At 69.8% G+C, this 18,784-nt stretch carries 18 protein-coding genes; 12 read left to right on the top strand and 6 right to left on the bottom strand.

The features are described 5' to 3' along the window. The first annotated feature begins 695 nt into the window (after positions 1–695). From QQZ13_RS07825 to QQZ13_RS07855, 7 genes are all read left to right on the top strand, one after another. A complete protein-coding gene (locus QQZ13_RS07825; RefSeq protein WP_284528461.1) occupies positions 696–2,825 on the top strand; it encodes an RHS repeat-associated core domain-containing protein in 2,130 nt (709 codons plus the stop codon). A gap of 1 nt (position 2,826) precedes the next feature. Beyond that, positions 2,827–3,276, top strand: a complete 450-nt coding sequence (locus tag QQZ13_RS07830; RefSeq protein WP_284528462.1) for a hypothetical protein — start codon at positions 2,827–2,829, stop codon at positions 3,274–3,276. Positions 3,277–3,406: 130 nt separating this feature from the next. Further along, a complete protein-coding gene (locus QQZ13_RS07835) occupies positions 3,407–3,754 on the top strand; it encodes a hypothetical protein (protein WP_284528463.1) in 348 nt (115 codons plus the stop codon). A gap of 498 nt (positions 3,755–4,252) precedes the next feature. Continuing rightward, complete coding sequence (locus QQZ13_RS07840; RefSeq protein ID WP_284528464.1) at positions 4,253–4,579, top strand: immunity 53 family protein; 327 nt, start codon at positions 4,253–4,255, stop codon at positions 4,577–4,579. Positions 4,580–4,893: 314 nt separating this feature from the next. Next, positions 4,894–5,913: a TerC family protein gene (locus QQZ13_RS07845; protein WP_284528465.1), complete on the top strand. Its 1,020-nt coding sequence runs from the start codon at positions 4,894–4,896 to the stop codon at positions 5,911–5,913. An 8-nt stretch (positions 5,914–5,921) separates the two neighbouring features. Further along, on the top strand, positions 5,922–7,208 hold the full coding sequence (locus QQZ13_RS07850; protein WP_284528810.1) for a hemolysin family protein: 1,287 nt from the start codon (positions 5,922–5,924) through the stop codon (positions 7,206–7,208). Between the two features lie 119 nt (positions 7,209–7,327). Then, a complete protein-coding gene (locus QQZ13_RS07855; protein ID WP_284528466.1) occupies positions 7,328–8,800 on the top strand; it encodes an SPFH domain-containing protein in 1,473 nt (490 codons plus the stop codon). On the opposite strand, the gene QQZ13_RS07860 is transcribed toward QQZ13_RS07855, so the two are convergent. Next, complete coding sequence (locus tag QQZ13_RS07860) at positions 8,758–9,468, bottom strand: VIT family protein (RefSeq protein WP_284528467.1); 711 nt, start codon at positions 9,466–9,468, stop codon at positions 8,758–8,760. The two genes, QQZ13_RS07855 and QQZ13_RS07860, sit on opposite strands and share 43 nt — an antisense overlap. 344 nt (positions 9,469–9,812) lie before the next feature. Here QQZ13_RS07860 and QQZ13_RS07865 point away from each other — a divergent pair, with 344 nt between their 5' ends. Genes QQZ13_RS07865 through QQZ13_RS07875 form a run of 3 tightly spaced genes read left to right on the top strand, consistent with a single transcriptional unit; the run spans position 9,813 to position 12,388 of the window. Continuing rightward, on the top strand, positions 9,813–10,496 hold the full coding sequence (locus QQZ13_RS07865; protein ID WP_284528468.1) for an ATP-binding cassette domain-containing protein: 684 nt from the start codon (positions 9,813–9,815) through the stop codon (positions 10,494–10,496). A 36-nt stretch (positions 10,497–10,532) separates the two neighbouring features. Next, a complete protein-coding gene (locus tag QQZ13_RS07870) occupies positions 10,533–11,807 on the top strand; it encodes a hypothetical protein (protein ID WP_284528469.1) in 1,275 nt (424 codons plus the stop codon). Next, complete coding sequence (locus QQZ13_RS07875) at positions 11,804–12,388, top strand: hypothetical protein (RefSeq protein WP_284528470.1); 585 nt, start codon at positions 11,804–11,806, stop codon at positions 12,386–12,388. Before QQZ13_RS07870 ends, QQZ13_RS07875 begins: the two co-directional genes overlap by 4 nt. Positions 12,389–12,421: 33 nt before the next feature. Here the strand turns inward: QQZ13_RS07875 and QQZ13_RS07880 are convergent, their stop codons facing one another. Next, on the bottom strand, positions 12,422–13,063 hold the full coding sequence (locus tag QQZ13_RS07880; RefSeq protein WP_284528471.1) for a GntR family transcriptional regulator: 642 nt from the start codon (positions 13,061–13,063) through the stop codon (positions 12,422–12,424). 342 nt (positions 13,064–13,405) lie between these two features. On the opposite strand from QQZ13_RS07880, the gene QQZ13_RS07885 reads away from it, so the two are divergent. Next, positions 13,406–13,612 (top strand): cold-shock protein, encoded by a 207-nt coding sequence (locus tag QQZ13_RS07885; RefSeq protein WP_144806772.1) that lies wholly within the window; start codon positions 13,406–13,408, stop codon positions 13,610–13,612. 7 nt (positions 13,613–13,619) lie between these two features. Here QQZ13_RS07885 and QQZ13_RS07890 read toward each other — a convergent pair whose 3' ends face one another. The 4 genes from QQZ13_RS07890 to QQZ13_RS07905 all read right to left on the bottom strand — a co-directional run bounded on the left by QQZ13_RS07890 (position 13,620) and on the right by QQZ13_RS07905 (position 17,644). Beyond that, positions 13,620–14,876 (bottom strand): hypothetical protein, encoded by a 1,257-nt coding sequence (locus QQZ13_RS07890; RefSeq protein ID WP_284528472.1) that lies wholly within the window; start codon positions 14,874–14,876, stop codon positions 13,620–13,622. Beyond that, on the bottom strand, positions 14,873–15,553 hold the full coding sequence (locus QQZ13_RS07895) for an HAD hydrolase-like protein (RefSeq protein ID WP_284528473.1): 681 nt from the start codon (positions 15,551–15,553) through the stop codon (positions 14,873–14,875). Before QQZ13_RS07895 ends, QQZ13_RS07890 begins: the two co-directional genes overlap by 4 nt. 92 nt (positions 15,554–15,645) lie before the next feature. Further along, entirely contained in the window at positions 15,646–16,341 is a 696-nt protein-coding gene (gene nucS, locus QQZ13_RS07900) for an endonuclease NucS (protein WP_284528474.1), read from the bottom strand. A 79-nt stretch (positions 16,342–16,420) separates the two neighbouring features. Beyond that, the gene (locus QQZ13_RS07905; RefSeq protein ID WP_284528475.1) at positions 16,421–17,644 is read right to left on the bottom strand and encodes an MFS transporter; all 1,224 of its coding nucleotides are present in this window, start codon (positions 17,642–17,644) and stop codon (positions 16,421–16,423) included. 58 nt (positions 17,645–17,702) lie between these two features. Here QQZ13_RS07905 and QQZ13_RS07910 point away from each other — a divergent pair, with 58 nt between their 5' ends. After that, complete coding sequence (locus tag QQZ13_RS07910) at positions 17,703–18,755, top strand: LacI family DNA-binding transcriptional regulator (RefSeq protein ID WP_284528476.1); 1,053 nt, start codon at positions 17,703–17,705, stop codon at positions 18,753–18,755. Positions 18,756–18,784: the final 29 nt, after the last annotated feature.

Below are 18,784 nucleotides of genomic sequence, written 5' to 3' on the forward strand. Positions count from 1 at the left end.
GAAGCCGGTCGGAGTCAGAAGCTCCGACCGGCTTCGTCGTTTCCGGCTGGGCGTCGCAGGTCGCTGCGTGAGCGGCGCTCGCCGCCGGAAGTACGAGTACTGTCGCGGCAGGACTGACTGACAGAGTCCGGCGTCAAGCACCTCTTCGAGACCGACAGAGCGGGTTCACGATGATCAGATCTCGGAGCGTCCAAGCTCAAGGGGCTCGATCATCGTTGTGCGTCGCAGTCGTTGTCGCGGTGACATCCGTTGGGCTCACTGGTTGTGCGACGTCGACCTCGCCTTACGACGATCTGGAGCGTGCCGCTCAATCCTCTGACCAGCTCCCCGGTTCGGTGGCTGACGATGCCGTCCTCACCCCCGAATCGGCAAGACTCGTCGGCGAGTACGAGGGGACGCGTGTCTGGATCGCACGAGGCGCGTCCGAAGACCACGCATGTCTCGTGATCGTGCCGACGGATGGCGATACCCAAGCGGCCTGCGACTTCTTCGGTCGAGAGATCACGGTGTCAGAGAGCACAGCCGTGAACTATCTGCTCGTACCCAACAGCGGTGAAGCTCCGGACGGTGACCACCTCCGACTCTCCACGAACGTGTACGTGATCGCGAAGTAGCGAGAGCCCGATGATGGGTACGAGGTGCACCAGGCATGATTCCCCCATGGACGTAGCCGCCGCCACGACATCCCGACGGGCGTGCGCACCACGTTGCCGACGTCGACGAGCCTGAAGGCGCTGTCGGGACAGTCGTACGACGTCGGGTACACGTACACCGCGGACGGCCAGGTCGCGAGCACGACCCTGCCGAAGGTGTCGCGCCCCGACGGGACGACGGTGATGGGCAAGGAGACCGTCACGACGGTCTACGACGACGTCTCGATGCCGCACTGGCAGACCGGCGGCTTCGGCTGGGGCACCTACGTCGCCGAGTCGATGTTCGACGCTCAGGGGCGTCCGCTCGCGATGGACCTGGGGAACACCTACGGCGCCGTCGTCACCTATCAGTGGCAGGACGGCACAGGGCAGCTGAGCCAGCTCGCGCTCGACCGTGAGCGCGTCGATGGCACCGAGATCCAGATCGGCTATGAGTACGACGAGGCTGGCAACGTTCTTTCGGCGATCGATCAGCCGGCGAACGCGGCGGTGCTGGGCAATGTCGATGCGCAGTGCTTCCGGTACGACGCGTTGCGCCGGTTGAAGACGATGTGGACGGTGGGGGCTTCGGAGTGTGGTGCAGTGCCGTCGTCGTGGTCGCAGGTGGGCGGTCCGGCTCCGGGATGGACGGATTTCGCCTATGACGCGCTGGGGAATCGGACGTCGAAGACGGTGCGGTCGGCGTCGGGGAGTGTGGTGACGGCGTCGACGTTCGGGACGGGTGCGGCGGGTCCGCATCAGGTGGTGTCGCAGACGGTGACGGGTCAGTCGGCGGTGTCGTTCTCGTGGGATGCGGCGGGTAACCGGACGGGTCGGACGCAGGGCACGTCGTCGTCGACGTATGCGTGGGATGCCGAGGGTGAGTTGTCGGGCACGACCGGCGCCTCCGGGTCGGTGTCGAACGTGTATGACGCGGACGGGTCGCGCCTGGTGAGGGTCGATGGTGCGAACGTGACGGTGTTTCTGCCGGGTGGGATGGAGGTGACGTCGTCGTCGGCGTCGGCGGTGTCGGCGACCCGGTGGTATTCGTTTGCGGGGAAGCTGGTCGCGCATCGCACGGGGAACGGTCTTGCGGGGGTGACGAGTGTGGTCACTGATCCGCAGGGCAGTGTGGTGGGGACGGTGCACAACACGGATTGGGCGTCGGGGGTGGTGCGGAAGCGTCCGGATCCGTTCGGGGGTGCCCGGTCGGCTGGGTCGGTGACGTCGCAGGGGCGTGGGTTCTTGGGGGCGGCGCATGACAGTAACGCGTTGGTGTTGTTGGGTGCGCGGTTCTTCGATCCGGGGTCGGGGGTGTTCGTGTCGGTGGATCCGTTGCTGGATCCGGGAAACCCGGCGCAGTTCAACGCGTATGTGTATGCGGGCAACAACCCGGCGACGTGGTCTGACCCGTCGGGGCTCGCGTGGACGGGGCCGGTGGCCGACGGCGGTGACCACCGGTACACGTGGAAGGGTAAGACCGGCACCGGGAAGACCAAGACCAAGACGGGTGCCAGCTCCGGGTCGACGAGGTCGTCGGGTGGGACGTCGACGGTGATCAGTGGTGTGACCGTCACGTCGCACACCGCGTTCGGTGCGTGCGGGCAGAGCTACAACCCTTGTGCGTCGAAGCCATTGACAGCAGAGCAACGCAAGCAGACGAGCATCGCGATGCAGGGCGTGCTGACCGCGATCGGGCTGGTCCCGGTGGTGGGTGAGTTCGCGGACGGGTTGGCGGCGCTGATCTGCCTCGGTGAAGGGGACATGGCCTGCGTCGGGCTCAGCGTCGCCGCCATGGTGCCCGTCGCCGGCTGGGCCGCAGCTGGCGCTAAGGGCGTCAAGATCGGCGACGACATCGTCCAAGCGACAACTAGCGCGGGCCGCGGGTGGGCTAGGGGAGACAACATATACTCGGCCACCAGAGCGGGGAACTCACCGTCCTGGTCCACTGTCCGATCCCGCTTCTGGAAGAACGAGGCAGCAAACCCTCAGCACGGGGTGTGGACCGAAAGTCAGTTGGTCCGAATGAAGGCTGGCGGGGCGCCGCAACGCTATAACCCTGATAAGGGAGGGATAGAGTCCATGGAGCTCAGTCACGAGCCGATACCTCGCCGAGATGGTGGCATCGACGTTGTACCGCGCTGGCCGCAGGACCACGCGGCGGTCGACCCATTCCGACACCCCGGATATTGACATGCAGATGGACCTTTCTGATCGGTTCGCCGAGGAGCGAGCTACCCGTATCTACGTCGATGGGCCAGTGGACAGCATTGTCGAGCTACCCGAGACCACCTCGCGCCTCACGGTGAAGCTAGTTGCCGCGGAGGGCCGATTGCCGCAGGGGCTTCGTTTGAAGGTGCGCGGCGGTTCCCTCATCGTGAATGGTGTCACCCTCTCGGATGCCGTCATCTGGGAGGACACCGCGCCAGACATCGTCGAGGTTCGCGTGCGCTGGGGGCGCGGGGCGGCCAGGTCGTTGCGCGCCTGGAATGTCTGGCGCGTGGGTGAGGTGCAGCACGCGTGGACCGGCAACGCGGGCATGCGCGTGTCTCGGCTTGGTGAAGGCGAGATAGAACTCAGATGCAGCGACGGGGAGGGTGATGCCGACTTCACCAACTTGATCGTTCTCCTCACCGTCGAGTGATCCGGTGATGACGCGTGAGTTCGAGATGGTGGGCCGGAGACGCGCGCACCCGTTCTGAGGGTCTGGACCAACTCACGGGAGACTAAGGGCATGAGCTCGATGGACCCGCAACATCTGGAACGGTGATCAGGTGAGCGAAGAGTTCAGCATTCCCGCGAATCTCAGGTCTGCTCTCGCCCGTCTCGGCGCCCCGGCTGACGAGCAGCTGAACTATCTACGTGGTCTGGGAGTCGAGGGGTCCCTCGACGAGCTGGCTCTTGAGTTCGATGATGCGTACCGACCGCTCGCGGATGTGGTCGGCCTCCGGCCCGATCGGCCGGATGTCGCAAAGCTCCTGCGCCAGCTGGACTCAGCGCTAGCGAGTGACGCACTGCGGTGGGCCGCTGATGACATCTATTCCGACGAGTGGGAGTCCATCAGGCGTCTGGCGCGCCGGGTACAGACCGCGATGGATGGGGGAGATCGACCGGCAGAGTAGGCGCGGCACAATCGCGCATTACGGCCGAGGTGGCCTGGCGGCGGCAGGCCAGAGGAGGTTTGAGTTCACGCAGTGATAGGAGGGGGCTATTGAGCGACGAGATGCGTAAAGCTATGGAGTTCACGCGGGTCTGGACCCAGCCTCCCTGGTCCGGTAGCCCGTTCAAGCTCAGTGGCCGGCTCCAGCCGCCCGCCTCACTGGAGCAGGTGCTCGAGTCCCATTCGTCTGAATGGCCACCTGTTGGCCCAACGATCGCTAGCTTCATCACGACGTTCTTGGAGTTCGGCGCGGAGAAGTTCTGGGAGCCCTGACGCCCGTCCCGACCGAGGAGCCGGGAATCAACGGAGTAAAGTCACAGCCTCGTGGGTACGACTGGGTCAAGCACATTGATCTTGAGGGTGGCTCACACTTTGACAAGCTGACCAAGTCGAGAGTCGCCACGCCGCACGTTCAGTGGCCGGGTGGGCGAGTCGCACCAGCCAAACCGCCGGAGATCCCATGACCATGACCGATCCGTCATTCGCGTTCCTTCAAGACTGGTTTGCCCAGCACTGCGATGGGGACTGGGAGCACGACCTCGGTGTGTCCATTGCCACACTGGACAATCCCGGCTGGTTACTGAGGGTACGTATCGAGGACACCGAACTTGAGGGCATAGAAGCCCCGTGGACTTCGAGTGAAGAGTCGGAGCATGAATGGCTGACATGGCGGTCTACCGGCTTGGCATTTGAGGCCTACGGGGGCTCACGCGATTTGTTGAGACTAGTCGCGGCTTTCCAAGCGTTCGCTACGCAGCACGGCCAGGCTGTCGACGAGGGTGGGTGATCGCGGCGGGTAGGGCTTCGCGCCGCATACGTCGGCGACGCGGTGGTATTCGTTTGCGGGGAAGCTGGTCGCGCATCGCACCGGGGGTGGTCTTGCGGGGGTGACGAGCGTGGTCACTGATCCGCCCGCACTTCAGCGATCGTTCAGGAATCGTTCCGCACGACCCCGTAGGATCGCTGTCGTTCCAAGGGGAGTACTCCGGCACGGTCGGCTCGTCATTACGGATGCATCGCATCCCGGGTCACCGGTCCTCGATCGTGAGGATGGAGAAGACTTTGGCGCTGATTCGCTCACGCCATCGTTAGGACACCTCTGTGAACATCACTCCGCTCGTGTGGATCATCACGATCGCGGTCACCATCGCGTTCTTCGTCTACGAGTTCTACGCGCACGTGCGCAAGCCCCACGAACCGACGATCGGGGAGTCCGCCCGCTGGTCGGCGTTCTACATCGGACTGGCCCTGCTGTTCGGCGTGGGCGTCGGCGTGGTGTCGGGGTGGACGTACGGCGGCGAGTACTTCGCCGGCTATCTCACCGAGAAGGCGCTGTCGATCGACAACCTCTTCGTCTTCCTCATCGTGATGACGGGCTTCGCGGTGCCGAAGATCTACCAGCAGAAGGTGCTGATGATCGGCATCGTCATCGCGCTGATCATGCGCGGGATCTTCATCGCCGTCGGCGCCACGCTCATCGAGAACTTCTCGTGGATCTTCTACGCGTTCGGCGCCCTGCTGCTGTTCCTCGCCTACCGTCAGGCCTTCACGCACGGCGACACCAACCCCGCCGACGGCCGCTTCATGCGGCTCGTGCGCCGGGTGCTGCCGGTCAGCGACGAGTACGACGGTGACCGGCTGACGGTCGTGCGCGACGGACGGCGCTTCGTCACGCCGATGCTGCTCGTGATCGTTGCGATCGGCTTCGTCGACCTCATCTTCGCCGTCGACTCGATCCCCGCGATCTACGGACTGACGGAGGAGGCTTACATCGTCTTCACCGCCAACGCGTTCGCGCTCATGGGTCTCCGCCAGCTCTACTTCCTCATCGGCGGTCTGCTGGAGCGTCTCGTGTACCTCGCACAGGGGCTCGCGGTGATCCTCGCCTTCATCGGCGTGAAGCTGCTGATCCACGCGCTGCACAAGAACGAGCTCCCCTTCGTCAATGGCGGCGAGCCGTTCACCGTGATCCCCGAGATCCCGATCTGGCTGTCGCTGCTGTTCATCGCCGGCACGATCACGGTGGCGACCATCGCCAGCCTGATGAAGACGCGCGGCGACCGCCTGCGCGCCCCGGAGGCGGCGGCCGATGAGGTCGCGCGCGGGCACGACCCCCGGTGAGCGCCGCGATGACCGGCGATCTGCTGTGGAACATCGGTCTGGTGATCGCGTTCGTGCTCATCGGCGGGGTGTTCGCCGCCACCGAGATGGCGCTCGTGACCCTGCGGGAGAGCCAGATCAACGCGATCGCCGCGCGCGGCCGCCGGGGCGCGAAGGTGGCGGACCTCGCCCGCAACCCCAACACGTTCCTGTCGGCGGTGCAGATCGGCGTGACGGTCGCCGGCTTCGCCTCGGCCGCATACGGAGCGACCTCGATCGCGCCGTCCGTGGCGCCGCTGCTCGAAGCGGCCGGCGTGCCGCAGCCGCTCTCGCTCACTATCGCGACGGTGCTGCTCACCCTGGTGATCGCCTACCTCTCGCTCGTGCTGGGCGAGCTCGTGCCCAAGCGCCTCGCTATCCAGCGCAACGCGCAGTTCGCGTACGCCGTGGCGCCCGCGCTGAACGGTTTCGCCACCCTCATGCGGCCGGTCATCTGGCTGCTCTCGGTGTCGACCAACGCTCTCGTGCGACTTCTCGGCGGCGACCCGCACAAGACCGCCGACCAGATCAGCGACGAGGAGATCCGCGACATCGTCGCCAGCCACCAGGGGCTGCCCGTCGACGAGCGGCGCATCCTCGACGACGTGCTCTCGCTGCGCGGCCGCCAGATCAGCGAGGTCATGCGGCCGCGGCCCGAGGTGGTCGCCCTCGATGAGGCCGCCCGACTTGTCGACGCGGTGGCGCAGGTCCGCGAGCTGCCCTTCTCCCGCTACCCCGTCGTGGACAAGTCCATCGACGACATCGTCGGCTTCGTCCACGTGCGCGACCTGTTCGAGGCGGCCGCCGACGACCCCGACCGGCCGCTCACCGGTCTCGTCCGCCCGATCTCCTACTTCCCGTCCACGGCACGGGTGCTGCCGACGCTGACGCGCATGCGGGCCAGCAGCCACCAGATCGCCGTCGTGGTCGACGAGTACGGCGGCACCGACGGCATCGTCACGCTCGAGGACCTGGTCGAGGAGGTCGTCGGCGAGATCTTCGACGAGTACGACACCGCGATCGATCCGGTGGCCGCCGGCGGCGAGCTGGACGGCCGCCTCAACCTGCAGGACTTCGAGGAGGCGACCGGGCTCACCCTCGAGCGGGGGTCATCCGACACGATCGCGGGATTCATCACCGAGCGGCTCGGCCGTCTTGCGGTGGTCGGCGACACCGTCGACGTGCCGGGCGGCACGCTCCAGGTGACGGGGATGGACCGGCGCCGGATCTCGTCCGTGCGCGTCACGGTCCGCTCGGACGTGGAGAACGAGGGCTGATCCGGTCCCCGCGACGGCGGCGGGAACGTCGCTGCCGATAGGTTGGAGCCAGGTACGCCCCGCAGAGGTCTCGCACACCGGCCGCGACCGGCGGGCTCACACGAAAGACCCCTTCACGCATGGACTTCTTCGGGATCATCGTCGGCGGCATCGTCGCCGTGGCGGTGCTGTTCTTCGCCCTCATCGGCTTCTTCATCTTCCGTGCCTGGTACCAGGTGCCGCAGTCCGACGAGGCGATCGTCGTCGTCGGAAAGCGTCAGCGCGGCGAAGACGGCACGACCTCGGCCATGTCGGTGATCACCGGCGGCGGCGCCTTCGTCAACAAGCTGACGCAGCGCTCCGACAAGATCTCGCTGCGCTCGCGGCAGATCAAGATGGAGCCCGTCGCGCAGACCGCCAACGGCGTCACGCTGCACCTCGCCGGCGTCGCGCTCGTGAAGGTCGGCTCGCAGCCGAACCAGGTGCGGGCCGCGGCCGAGCGCTTCGCGTCGCAGGACCAGGCGATCGAGCAGTTCACCACGGAGCAGCTCGAGGGCGCCCTGCGCGGAGTGGTGGCGAAGCTGAGCGTCGAAGAGGTCATGCAGGACCGCCAGAAGCTCGGTGACCAGATCGCCGAGGGCATCTCGCCCGACCTGCTCGCCCAGGGCCTCGTGCTCGACTCGTTCGCCATCCAGGGGATCACCGACCCGAAGGGCTACATCGACTCGCTCGGCGCGAAGGAGGTCGAGCGCGTGCGGCGCGAGGCCGAGGTCGCCCAGATCGACGCCGCCCGCGAGGTCAAGAAGCGCCAGCTCGCCACCGAGGAAGCGAACCTCATCGAGCAGACGGCGCTCGACAAGAACAAGGCCGTCGCCAAGAGCGAGATCGGCCGCGCCAACGCGGAGGCCGAGCAGGCCGAGCACCTGGCGCGCGCCGAGCGCGAGCAGGCGGTGCTGCAGCAGAAGGCGGAGAACAAGCAGGCCGAGCTCGACGCCGACGTCAAGAAGGTCGCCGACGCCGAGCGCTACCGCTCGCAGACCGCGGCCGACGCGCAGGCGTATACGCGGCAGAAGCAGGCCGAGGCCGATCGCGCCGTCGCCCAGCAGACCGCCGACGCCGAGGCGTACGCGGTGCAGCGCGAGGCGGAGGCCCGTCAGGCGTCCGCGGCCGCCGACGCCGCCGCCGTCCTCGCCCGTGCCGATGCCGAGGCCCAGGCGCTGCGGGAGAAGTCGGTCGCCGAGGCCGAGGCCATCCGTGCGATTGGTGAGGCCAAGGCCGCCGCCATCCAGGCCGAGGCCGAGGCGCTCCGCGAGAACCAGGATGCCGTCCTCGCCCGCGAGCTCGTCTCGCAGCTGCCGTCGCTCATGGCCGAGTTCGCCAAGGGCTACGCGAACGTCGGCGGCGTCACGCTCATCGGCGGCGACACCGCCGGCACGCACATCGCGCGCGAGCAGGCGGCGAGCCTCACCGCGACGTTCGAGTCGGTCAAGTCCGCCACGGGCGTCGACCTGAGCCAGATCCTCTCGGGGCATGCCCTCGGACGGGGGATCGCCGCAGGAGCCGCCCCGGCTCAGACGACGCCGGAGGCCCCGAGCAGCGACCCGACGATATAGGTCGCGATCAGCGCGAGCGCGCCGCCGAGCACCACGCGGACGATCGCGCGGATCTTCGAGCTGCCGCCGATCCACGCCGAGATCCCGCCGGTGAGCGCGAGCGCCACGAGCACGGCGACGAAGGTCACCGGCACGCGCACGCCCGCCGGCGGGAGGAGGATCGCGAGCATTGGGAGCAGCGCGCCGAGGGTGAACGCCGCCGCTGAGGCGATCGCGGCGTGCCATGCGCTGACGACGTCGTTCTCGTCGATGTTGAGCTCCGCCGAGAGGTGCGCGGCGACCGCGTCGTGGGCGGTGAGCTCGATCGCGACCTGGCGCGCCGTCTCGGGGGTCAGGCCCTTCGCCTCGTAGAGCCCGGTGAGCTCGTCGAGCTCCTCGTCGGGCATCTCGCGCAGCTCGCGCTTCTCCTTCGCGATGAGCGCCCGCTCGCTGTCGCTCTGACTGCTCACCGACACGTACTCGCCGAGGGCCATCGAGATCGCGCCGCCGACGAGCGCCGCGACGCCGGCGGTGAGGATGGGCGCGATCTCGCTCGTCGCGCCCGCGACGCCGACGACCACGGCGGCGACGGAGACGATGCCGTCGTTGGCTCCGAGGACCCCGGCCCGCAGCCAGTTGAGTCGCTGGGCCAGGCCCTGCTGATGCGGTTCGCCGACATGTGCGGTCATGTGTCCACTCAACCACCGGAGGCGCGTCCGGCACAGAGCAAAGGCCGGGAGAAGGACGCCCTGCCGAATCCGCCGTGGGAAGCCGGGAGACCGGCAGGGGGCGCGGCAGCTTCGCGTCCCAGATCCTCACCGAGCCTGCGCTCCGAGGCATCTGTCGCGCTTACGCCGGTTGACGTGCCGGACTTGTGCCACGACGCTCCTGTCATGACACGCATCTACGAGCGCGTGTGAATGAGCAGGCGCATGCACACACCCGATCGACCAGGAAGACAGGGTATTGAGTGACGGCCCCGGTGCTCGATGTTCATGTCGCCCGGTTCTCGTATCGGCGCGGGGAGCCCCGCTTGATCGATGTCTCCGTCGCGCTCGACCGCGGCCGCACGGTGCTGCTGGGTCCGAACGGGGCGGGCAAGACCACGCTGCTGAAGGCCATCGCCGGCGTGGTCGGCTTCGAGGGCTCGCTCTCCCTCGACGGGCGGGCGCTGACGACGACCCGCCGACGCCCGCCATTCTTCCGGCGACGGGTGGGGTGGTTGCCGCAGCACGTCACCGCGTTCCCCGGGCTGAGCGTCCATGAGCACGTGGCATACGTCGCCTGGCTGAAGGGGATCCCGATGCGGCGCGCGTGGCCCGAGGCGGAACGAGCGCTCGACGCCGTCGGGCTCGGTCCGCGACTCGACGAGAGCGCCGGGAGGCTCTCGGGCGGGCAGACGCGGCGCCTGGGAATCGCCGGCGTGCTCGTCCACGATCCGGCCTACCTGCTTCTCGATGAGCCGACGGCGGGACTCGATCCCCGCGAGCGCGAGCGACTCGTCGGCATCCTGCGGCGGATCGAAGAGGATCGTGCGGTCCTCGTATCGACGCATGACAGCGACGCGCTCATCGAAGACGGCGTGCAGGTGCACGTGCTCGCCGAGGGATCGACGCAGTTCGTCGGAGGGTTCGACGCCTTCCTCGCAGGCCACACCGGCGCGACGACGGCGGATCGGGTGCGCCGCGCGTACGCCACGCTGGTGCCGGAGGACTGAGCCCTGCGGTCGCCCATTCCCCTCCGCCGCCGGACCGTGTTCTGGCTCCTCCTTCCTGCTGCGCCCCTGCTGCTGATCACGGCGCAGTTCTCCCCGATCCTCGCTCCGCCGCCGCAATGGTGGACGTGGAGCATCGGACGATCCGTGCTGCTGATCCTTGTCCCTGCCGCGGTCGGCGCCACCGGAGCTGCCCTCGAGGCGTCGCGCCTGCGCGTGCGACGGACGGAGAGCGTCCTCGGCGTGCGCTCGCCGGTGTCCATCATCGCGGTGGCGCTCTGGCCGAGCCTCGTCTGCGCGCTCGTCACGATGGTGATCGCCGTCGGCGTGATCGTTGTCGCCGGTGGTGGCGGCACGGAGGGCGCGATCCCCTGGGGCATCGTCGGCGCCGTTGCGGCGATCCTGGTCTTCCACACGTGCCTCGGGTTCGCCCTCGGGAGCATCGTCCGCCCCGTGTTCGGCATCCCGATGGCGCTCGTGGCCAGCTACAGCTGGCTCGGCTTCACCGGCACGGTCGACTGGTTCGAGCTGCGGCATCTCTCGGGGCTGGTCATCGAGACGTGCTGCGAGTACGAGCAGCAGCCCATCGCCGCATCGCTCCTGTCGGCGACGCTCTTCTCCGTGATCGGCGGGATCGGGCTGCTCCTCTTCTCGTGCGCCGTCCTGCGCATCACCGGTCGGCACGGCATCGTCGTCGGCGCCACAGGTGTCACCCTCGTCACGGGTGCGCTGGCGGTCGGGCTCGCCGTCGCGACGGGGCTGGGGCCGTCCTCGGCCGGGCCTCGTGACCCCGACGCGCTGGTGTGCAGCGCCGGCGAGGTGACGGTGTGCCTCTTCCCCGAGCAGATCGCGGCCGACGCGGCGAGGACCGATCGCAGCGTCGCGAGTCTCCCCACACGGGTGTCCGCTCTGATCAGCCGAGCGCGCGCCGCGGGGGTGGACCTGCCGACGCGGGTGTCCGCCTACCCCGGCAGAGAGGAGGACCGGAATGTCGTTCGATTGATCTATCTGGAGGGGATGACCGACGAGCAGCTGGCCGCGTCGCTGGCGAGCGACATCCCTGGAGACATCTGCCCTCCGCACGCCGGCGACGAAGCGGCGCATCGTGAGACCTCTCGTGCCGTTGCGGTCGCGCAGCTGCGGGCGATCATGCTGGGTCGCGACGCGACCCTGGACGATGTCGACGACCTCTACGGGCAGGCTGCGGAAACCCTCGAGGCGGTCGTCTCCCTGCCGCTCGACGCGCAGGCCGCGTGGGTGGACGGAGTGATCGCGGCGCTCGAGGACTGCGCTCTCCACCCTCCCGTCCCGTGAAGCTCGCGCTGAAGACGCATCGCGTCGCGCCGATCGGACTGCTCCAGGCAGGGTTGGCCGCCCTCGCCGCCCTCGTCGGCGGCCACCTCGTCACGCTGCCCGGGCCGGCCGGTGAGGCGCCGCTCGGAATGTTCCTCGCCCTGGTCGGCACCCTGCTCATCGCGCCTGCGCTCGTGCGCGCGTGGCCGTCGACGCGAACGGACGCCGTGCGCAGCGCCGGACTGCTGGCGGCGGTCATGGTGAGCCTGCAGATCGGTCCCGCCCTCGTCGCGTCAGCACTCGCCGCGCTGCTCGCCGGGCCTGAGGTGCTGGCATACGTCGGAATGCTCACCTGGCTGCTGGCGCTGCAGATCGTGGGCGGCGTGCTGGTGAGCGCGACCCATCAGGGGCTGGTGCCTGCGGTGTACGTGCTGATCTGCGCGCTGCTCGGGCGCATCGACGGCGTCGTGCAGCCGTGGGCGTGGCCGCTCGCGGACATCGCCCCGGCCGTCATGGCGCTTCTGGGCATGACCGCGCTGATGTCGTCGCTCGGGCTGCTCGTGTCGTGCGGACTGCGCGTGCGCCCTGTCTCCGCGTCGTAGCGTCGGCATGCGCCGCGTCGGCGCGGCCCGACGTCAGCGCAGGCCGTGGATCATCCGGAGGGTCTGCTCCGCGCCGTCGCCGTCGCGACGGGCGATGCAGTCGCGCAACGCGACGTACGAGTCCGCACGGGCGATGGGGACGTCGAGGAAGGCGTCCCAGCCGCGCAGGTTCCGCTGGATCGCGAGCGCCGTCTCGCGCATGATGCCGATGAACACCGAGTTGCCGGTGGCGCGGGTGACCCCCTCGAACATCGTGACCGAGAGGTCGAACAGGGCGAGGCGGTCGCCGGACCGCGCCGCGCTCACCACGGCGTCGGCCGCAGTGAGGATGTCGTCGAGCTGGGCATCGCCGCAGACGGCGAGCGACATCCGCAGCGCGTTTCCCATCAGATGGACCGTCACGTCGGCGGTCTCGGCCCGCAGCCGCTCGTCGGGCTCGGACACGCGGGTGTAGCGCCCGACCGCGACCTCCACCAGACCGAACCGCTCCAGGCGCTGCAGCGCCTCGCGCACCGGGGTGCGGGAGATCCCGAGCTGCGCGGCGAGCTCGACGTCGCGCAGCCGCTGGCCGGGACGCAGCCGGCCCTCGAGGATGGCCGTGCCGATGGTCGCGTAGACCTCGTCGCTGAGGATGCCGCCGTGGGAGAGATCGAGTGGTGGCAGGGTCTCAGTCATGACGGCATCAGTGTACGACCGGCGCCTATGCGTTCCTCGGACCCGGGCCTCGTTCGCTCCCCGGCGTTTCTCGGCGGATTCTCATCGAGCACCATCTGCCCGACGTCGCCCGTTGACAGTAAAGTGAGCCCCGTCACGCTTTGCGTGGCCTATCCGGGGGGATCCGTCGACGCCCGGGCGAGCGCTCTGGCGTGACGCCCGGGCGTCGAATGGTTAACCGGACCGTCGTGCAACATTTGTGTCACCATCTTGAGCCCGGGTATGGCGCTGTCGGTGGCTTTCGTTACCGTGGGACTCGTCGGCGTGCATCCCTCTCCGACTTCAGCACAAGTAAGGCAGTTCATGAGCAGCAGCGGTACCGTCAAGTGGTTCAACTCGGAGAAGGGCTTCGGTTTCATCGCCCCCGACGAGGGTGGCGCTGACGTCTTCGCCCACTACACCGCGATCGAAGCGAGCGGCTACCGCTCGCTCGAGGAGAACCAGCGGGTCGAGTTCGAGATCGCCCAGGGCCCCAAGGGCCTGCAGGCGGAGAACATCCGCCCCATCTGATCGGACGCTAGCGTCCGTTGAGACGGTCGTAGTCCGCGAGGGCGACGGCGTCCTCGGCGTGCCGCAACGCGCGCCGAGCCGCGTCCAGCGCTGCGACCGGGTCCTGCGCCGACCGCGCGGCGGCCAGTTCGGCGTGAGCCGACGAGAGCCGCACGCGCGCGTCGGCGCTCGACGTCGATGCCGCAGCCTCCGCGCGCGCCACCGCCGCCCGCGCCGCTGCCAACGTCCCGGGCAGCGCCGTGCGTGCACCGCGCATGCGCTGCTGCGCGGTGCGGGCATCGCCCACGGCGGCGTCCAGGCGGTCCCGCATTCTCGCGACGCCGGCGATCGTGCTCGTCGGTCGCCCCGCCGCCCGAGCCTCCACCGCGTCGAGGTCGTCGGCGAGCCGGCGCAGCTCTCCGCCCAGCCGCTCCGCGTCCTCCGGCTCGAGGTCGGCGCGTAGCGCCTCCGCCTGCCGCAGGGCATCGCGCGCCGCGGCCAGCTCTCCCGGTGCCGCGCGGGCCGCCTCGGTCACCAGGCGATGCTGCTCTTCGAGGGCGCGCGCCGCGGTGCGAGCCCGGCGCAGCGCCCGCTCGGCGCGGGCCAGGGCGGGCAGCGCCGAACGCGTCGGGTCGCTCAGGAGCTCCGCCGCCTCCGAGAGGTCGGCCTCCGCATCGCCGAGCGCGGCCTTCGCCTGATCCGCGGCGGCGCGCGCCGCCTGCGCCTCGTCGTCCTCGACCTGCCGGGCGATGTCTGCGACGAGCGCCTCGGGGTCGCCGAGCTCGGCGCGCAGCGTCTCCAGCCGCGCTCGGGCCTGGACGAGTTGCGCATCGGCGGTGCGGTGCGCGGTCATCCACGCGGCATGCTCCTGACGGGCCTGCGCGATCTGCCCGGCGGCGACGTCGACGCGCGTGCGGATGCCGCGGGCGAGGCGGCGGATCTCGTCGGGGTGCGCATCGCCGGCCAGGTCGCGGAGCTGCGCAAAGCCGTCGTCCCGCGCGTGCTGGGCGGTCATGCGCGCGCGCCGCAGGGCGGGCGGGGCCGTGCCGTCGTAGAGCGCGCCCGAGAGCGCGACCTCGAGATCGAGCTCTTCGACGGCATCATCGAGGGCGATGAGGGCTGAGCCGGCGGCCGCGCGATCGAGCGCGGCTGCGGCGCGGGCGCGCGGGCCTCGGCGCGCACGGCGCAGCGCCCAGAGTCCGGTGACGGCGAGCAGGGCGGCGACCCCGAAGACGACGGCGGCCGGGACGCCCCAGCGCACCACCTCCTCCAGGGTCTCGTTCACTCGTCGTCCTCGATGAGCAGCAGGGCGCGCAGCTGGGCGGCGTCGTCGACGATCGCCTGCGCCCCCTCGGACTCGTGCGGCCAGCTGAATCCCCAGCGGACGAAGATCACCGGCACATCGTGCACGGCGCCGCCCTCGATGTCGTGGTGACGGTCGCCGATGAGCACGGGACGGCTCGTGTCGACGCCCTTCTCGCGGAGCTGGCGGAGCGCCTCGGCGACGATGTCGGCCTTGGTGGCGAGCGTCTTCTCGTCGGGGGTGGCGCCGACGATCACGCGCAGGTGCGGGGCGAGCGCGAAGTGGTCCATGAGCACGCGGACCTGGTTCTCCGGCTTGGAGCTGGCCGTGGCCTGCGGGACGCCGGCGGCGTCGAGCTCGGCGATGAGCTCCCCGACGCCGGGGTAGAGGCGTGCGCCGGTGGCGTAGCCGTCCTTCTTGCCGATCTCGCGGTAGTAGGCCACGGCCTCCGAGGCGCGCGCGCCGGTCATGCCGACGTTCGCCTGGAACGAGTCGTACAGCGGCGGGCCGATCCAGTGGACGAGCTCCTCACGGGTGGGTGCGGGGAGTCCGAAGTGGGTGAGCGCGATGGTGAGGCGGCGGAGGATGCCCTCGGACGCGTCGACCACGGTCCCGTCGACGTCCCACAGAATGCACGTCCACGGAGATCTGATCGTCATGCCTGCCAGCCTAGCCAGCGGGCCGACGGCACCGCCGCCCGCGAGGGCCGGGTCAGCGGGTCGGAACAGCCCCTGGCCGGAACAGATCCAGGTCAGAACAGACGGGGTGCGCCGGACTCGACGCCCTTCATGCCGTCGTAGTCGAGGGTCACGCAGCGGATGCCCCGGTCGGTGGCCAGCACCCGGGCCTGCGGCTTGATCTCCTGCGCCGCGAACACGCCGGTGACCGGCGCCAGATGCGGATCGCGCCCCAGCAGCTCGAGGTAGCGGGTGAGCTGCTCGACGCCGTCGATGTCGCCGCGACGCTTGACCTCGACGGCGATCGTGCCGCCCTCGGGATTGCGCAGCAGCAGATCGACGGGGCCGATCGCGGTCGGGAACTCGCGCCGCACGAGGGTGAGGCCGTCGCCGATCACGTCGACCTGTTCGGCGAGCAGGCGCTGCAGGTCGGCCTCGACGCCGTCCTTCTGCAGGCCCGGATCGATCCCGAGCTCGTGGGAGGAGTCGTGGATCACCTCGTAGATGCGCACGAGCAGGGCGTCGCCGGTCTTGGCGTGGGTGACCCGCCAGTGCTCGATGACACCGGCCGACGCGGATTCGGCATCCGGCTCTTCGACGGTCAGCGTGCAGGGCGGACTCATCCAGTTGAGCGGCTTGTACGAGCCGCCGTCGGAGTGCACGAGCAGCGACCCGTCTCCCTTGTGGACGAGAAGCCTGGTCGCCAGGGGCAGATGGGCGTTGAGCCGACCGGTGTAGTCGACGGAGCAGCGGGCGATCACGAGACGCACCCGACGAGCCTACCCGCCGCGTGCGACGTGTCTCCGGCGTCGCGTCCCTGGTCAGCCGCGCGTCGGGGAGGACGTCGGATCAGTGGTGTCCGGCGCCCACCTTCGACCCGGCGATCGGCTTGGCCGCGCCGGAGGCCAGCCCCGACAGAGCGATGAGGCCGACGATGATCCACAGGGTGGAGAGGATGCCGATCTGGTGGCTGATCCAGCCGAGCACCGGCGGACCGCACAGGAAGGCGAGGTAGCCGATCGTCGCGGCCGCCGACACCGAGGCGGCGGCCTTGGCGGGGTCGTCGGCCGCGGCGGACATGCCCAGCGGGAAGCCGAGCGAGGCCCCCGCGCCCCACAGCGCGACGCCGATGAAGGCGATCGGGGTCGACGGGGCGAGGATGAAGAGGATGAGCCCCACGCCGGCGGCGACGGAGAGGATGCGGAGCGTCCACACCCGGCCGATGCGGTCCACGAGCGGGCCGCCGAGCATGCGGAAGACGGTCATCGCCACCGAGAAGACGGTGAGCGCGATCGCGCCCGTCGCCTCGGTCTCGTCGTGGCCGTCGACGACCGCGATGGTCAGCCAGTCGTTGGCGCTGCCCTCGGCGAAGGCCATGCCCAGCATGATGACGCCGATCGCGTAGGTGCGCGGGTCGCGCCACACCACGAGCATGGCGCGGAAGCGCTCGCCGCGGGTGAGCTCGGGCGCATCCTCGGCGGGGGCGCCGTCGTGCGCCGGCACGTACGCCAGCGCGATGAGCCCCGCCGCGAGCACGACCAGTCCCGCGATCCACAGGTGCCAGGCGACCCCGACGCCCCACGCGGCCATCGCGACGCCGACCCCGGCGCCGGCGACGGTACCGAGGCTGAAGAAGGCGTGGAACATCGGCATGAGGGTGCGCTCGAAGCTCTGCTCGACCGCCGCCGCCTCGACGTTCATCATCACGTCGGTGCTCGCCATGCCGAGCCCCATGAGCGACAGCCCGACGGCAGTGATCGCGTACGACTCGGCGAACTGCACCCCGAAGCCGGTGATCAGCACGCCGACACCGAAGGTCGAGATCGTGAACAGCATCCCGCGGCGCGAGCCCCACCGGGCGACGATGACGTTGGCCAGCGACAGGCCGACGATCGAGGCGACGCCCATCACGAAGAGCAGGATGCCGACCCCGAAGTCGTCGATCGACAGGGTGGCCTTGACGGAGGGCAGGCGCGAGGCCCACGACGCGAAGCCGAGGCCCGTGACGAAGAAGATCGCGAAGATGGCGGTGCGCCAGTGGACCAGTTGCGCGCGCGTCAGGGTGTTGCTCACCGCCACAGCCTACCGAATCGATTCGACGACCGAAATCCCACGGGTTACGATCGAGGCGATGAACAGCCGCCGCGCCACCATCGCCGACGTCGCCCGCGAGGCGGGCGTCTCGCCGTCGACCGCGTCCGTCGTGTTCTCGGGCAAGACGCCGGTCTCGGATGCCACGCGTGCCCGCGTGCTCGACGCCGCCGCCGCCCTCGGCTACACCGGACCCGACCCGCTCGCGGCTTCGCTGCGGCGAGGACGCAGCGGCATCGTCGGCGTGCTCCAGCGCGGCCCCCTCGGCATCGCGTTCACCGATCCGGTGCAGCGCACGACCATGGACGGCCTCGCCGACGCCGTCGCCTCGGTCGATGCCAGCCTCCTCCTGCTGCGGCCGGTGCCGGGCGGGCCGGTAGGCGACTCCGGCACCGCTCCCGGCCCCGCGACGGGCGCGGCGACGCTGGCGACCGTCCCGCTCGACGCCGCCGTGCTGATCGGCACCATCCCCGAGGCCGCCGCCGATGTGGCGGCCCTGCGTGCGCGAGGCGTGCCCGTCGTCGTGATCGAAGGCGACGCCGGCGAGGGGGTGCCGCGGATCGGGCTCGACAACCACGACGCCGAGCGCTGCCTCGCCGAGCACGTGCGCCGCCTCGGGCACACCGACGTGGCGATCGTGACCCTGCGGAGCGAGCTCAACGTCACGCACGACCGGCTCGGCGGCGCCCGCGACGTCTTCCCCGACGCGCCCGCCTTCGCCACCCTGGCCAGCTCGATCGACGAGGGCCTGCGCGTCGGACGCCAGGTGTTCGCCGCCGGGCGCCCCACCGCCGTGCTCGCGCAGAGCGACCTGCTGGCGGCCGGCGTCATCCGCGCCGCCGAGGAGGCGGGGCTGTCCGTGCCGGGGGACGTGAGCGTCGCGGGCTTCGACGGCGTGCCCGTCGACGGCCTCGCCCCGTACGAGCTCACCACGATGGTCCAGCCCGCCGTCGAGAAGGGACGCGCGGCCGGCGCGGCGGTGGTCGCCATGCTCCTCGGCGAGCAGCCCGCGTCCGTGACCTTCACGAGCGTCTTCCGCGCGGGCAACACCACCGGTCCGGTGCCGGAGTCCCGCGGGGTCTCGCCCCGGTAGACTGGACGTCCGACCCCCGCGAACCCGTC

Source organism: Microbacterium sp. T2.11-28, from assembly GCF_950097975.1.
GTDB lineage: Bacteria > Actinomycetota > Actinomycetes > Actinomycetales > Microbacteriaceae > Microbacterium.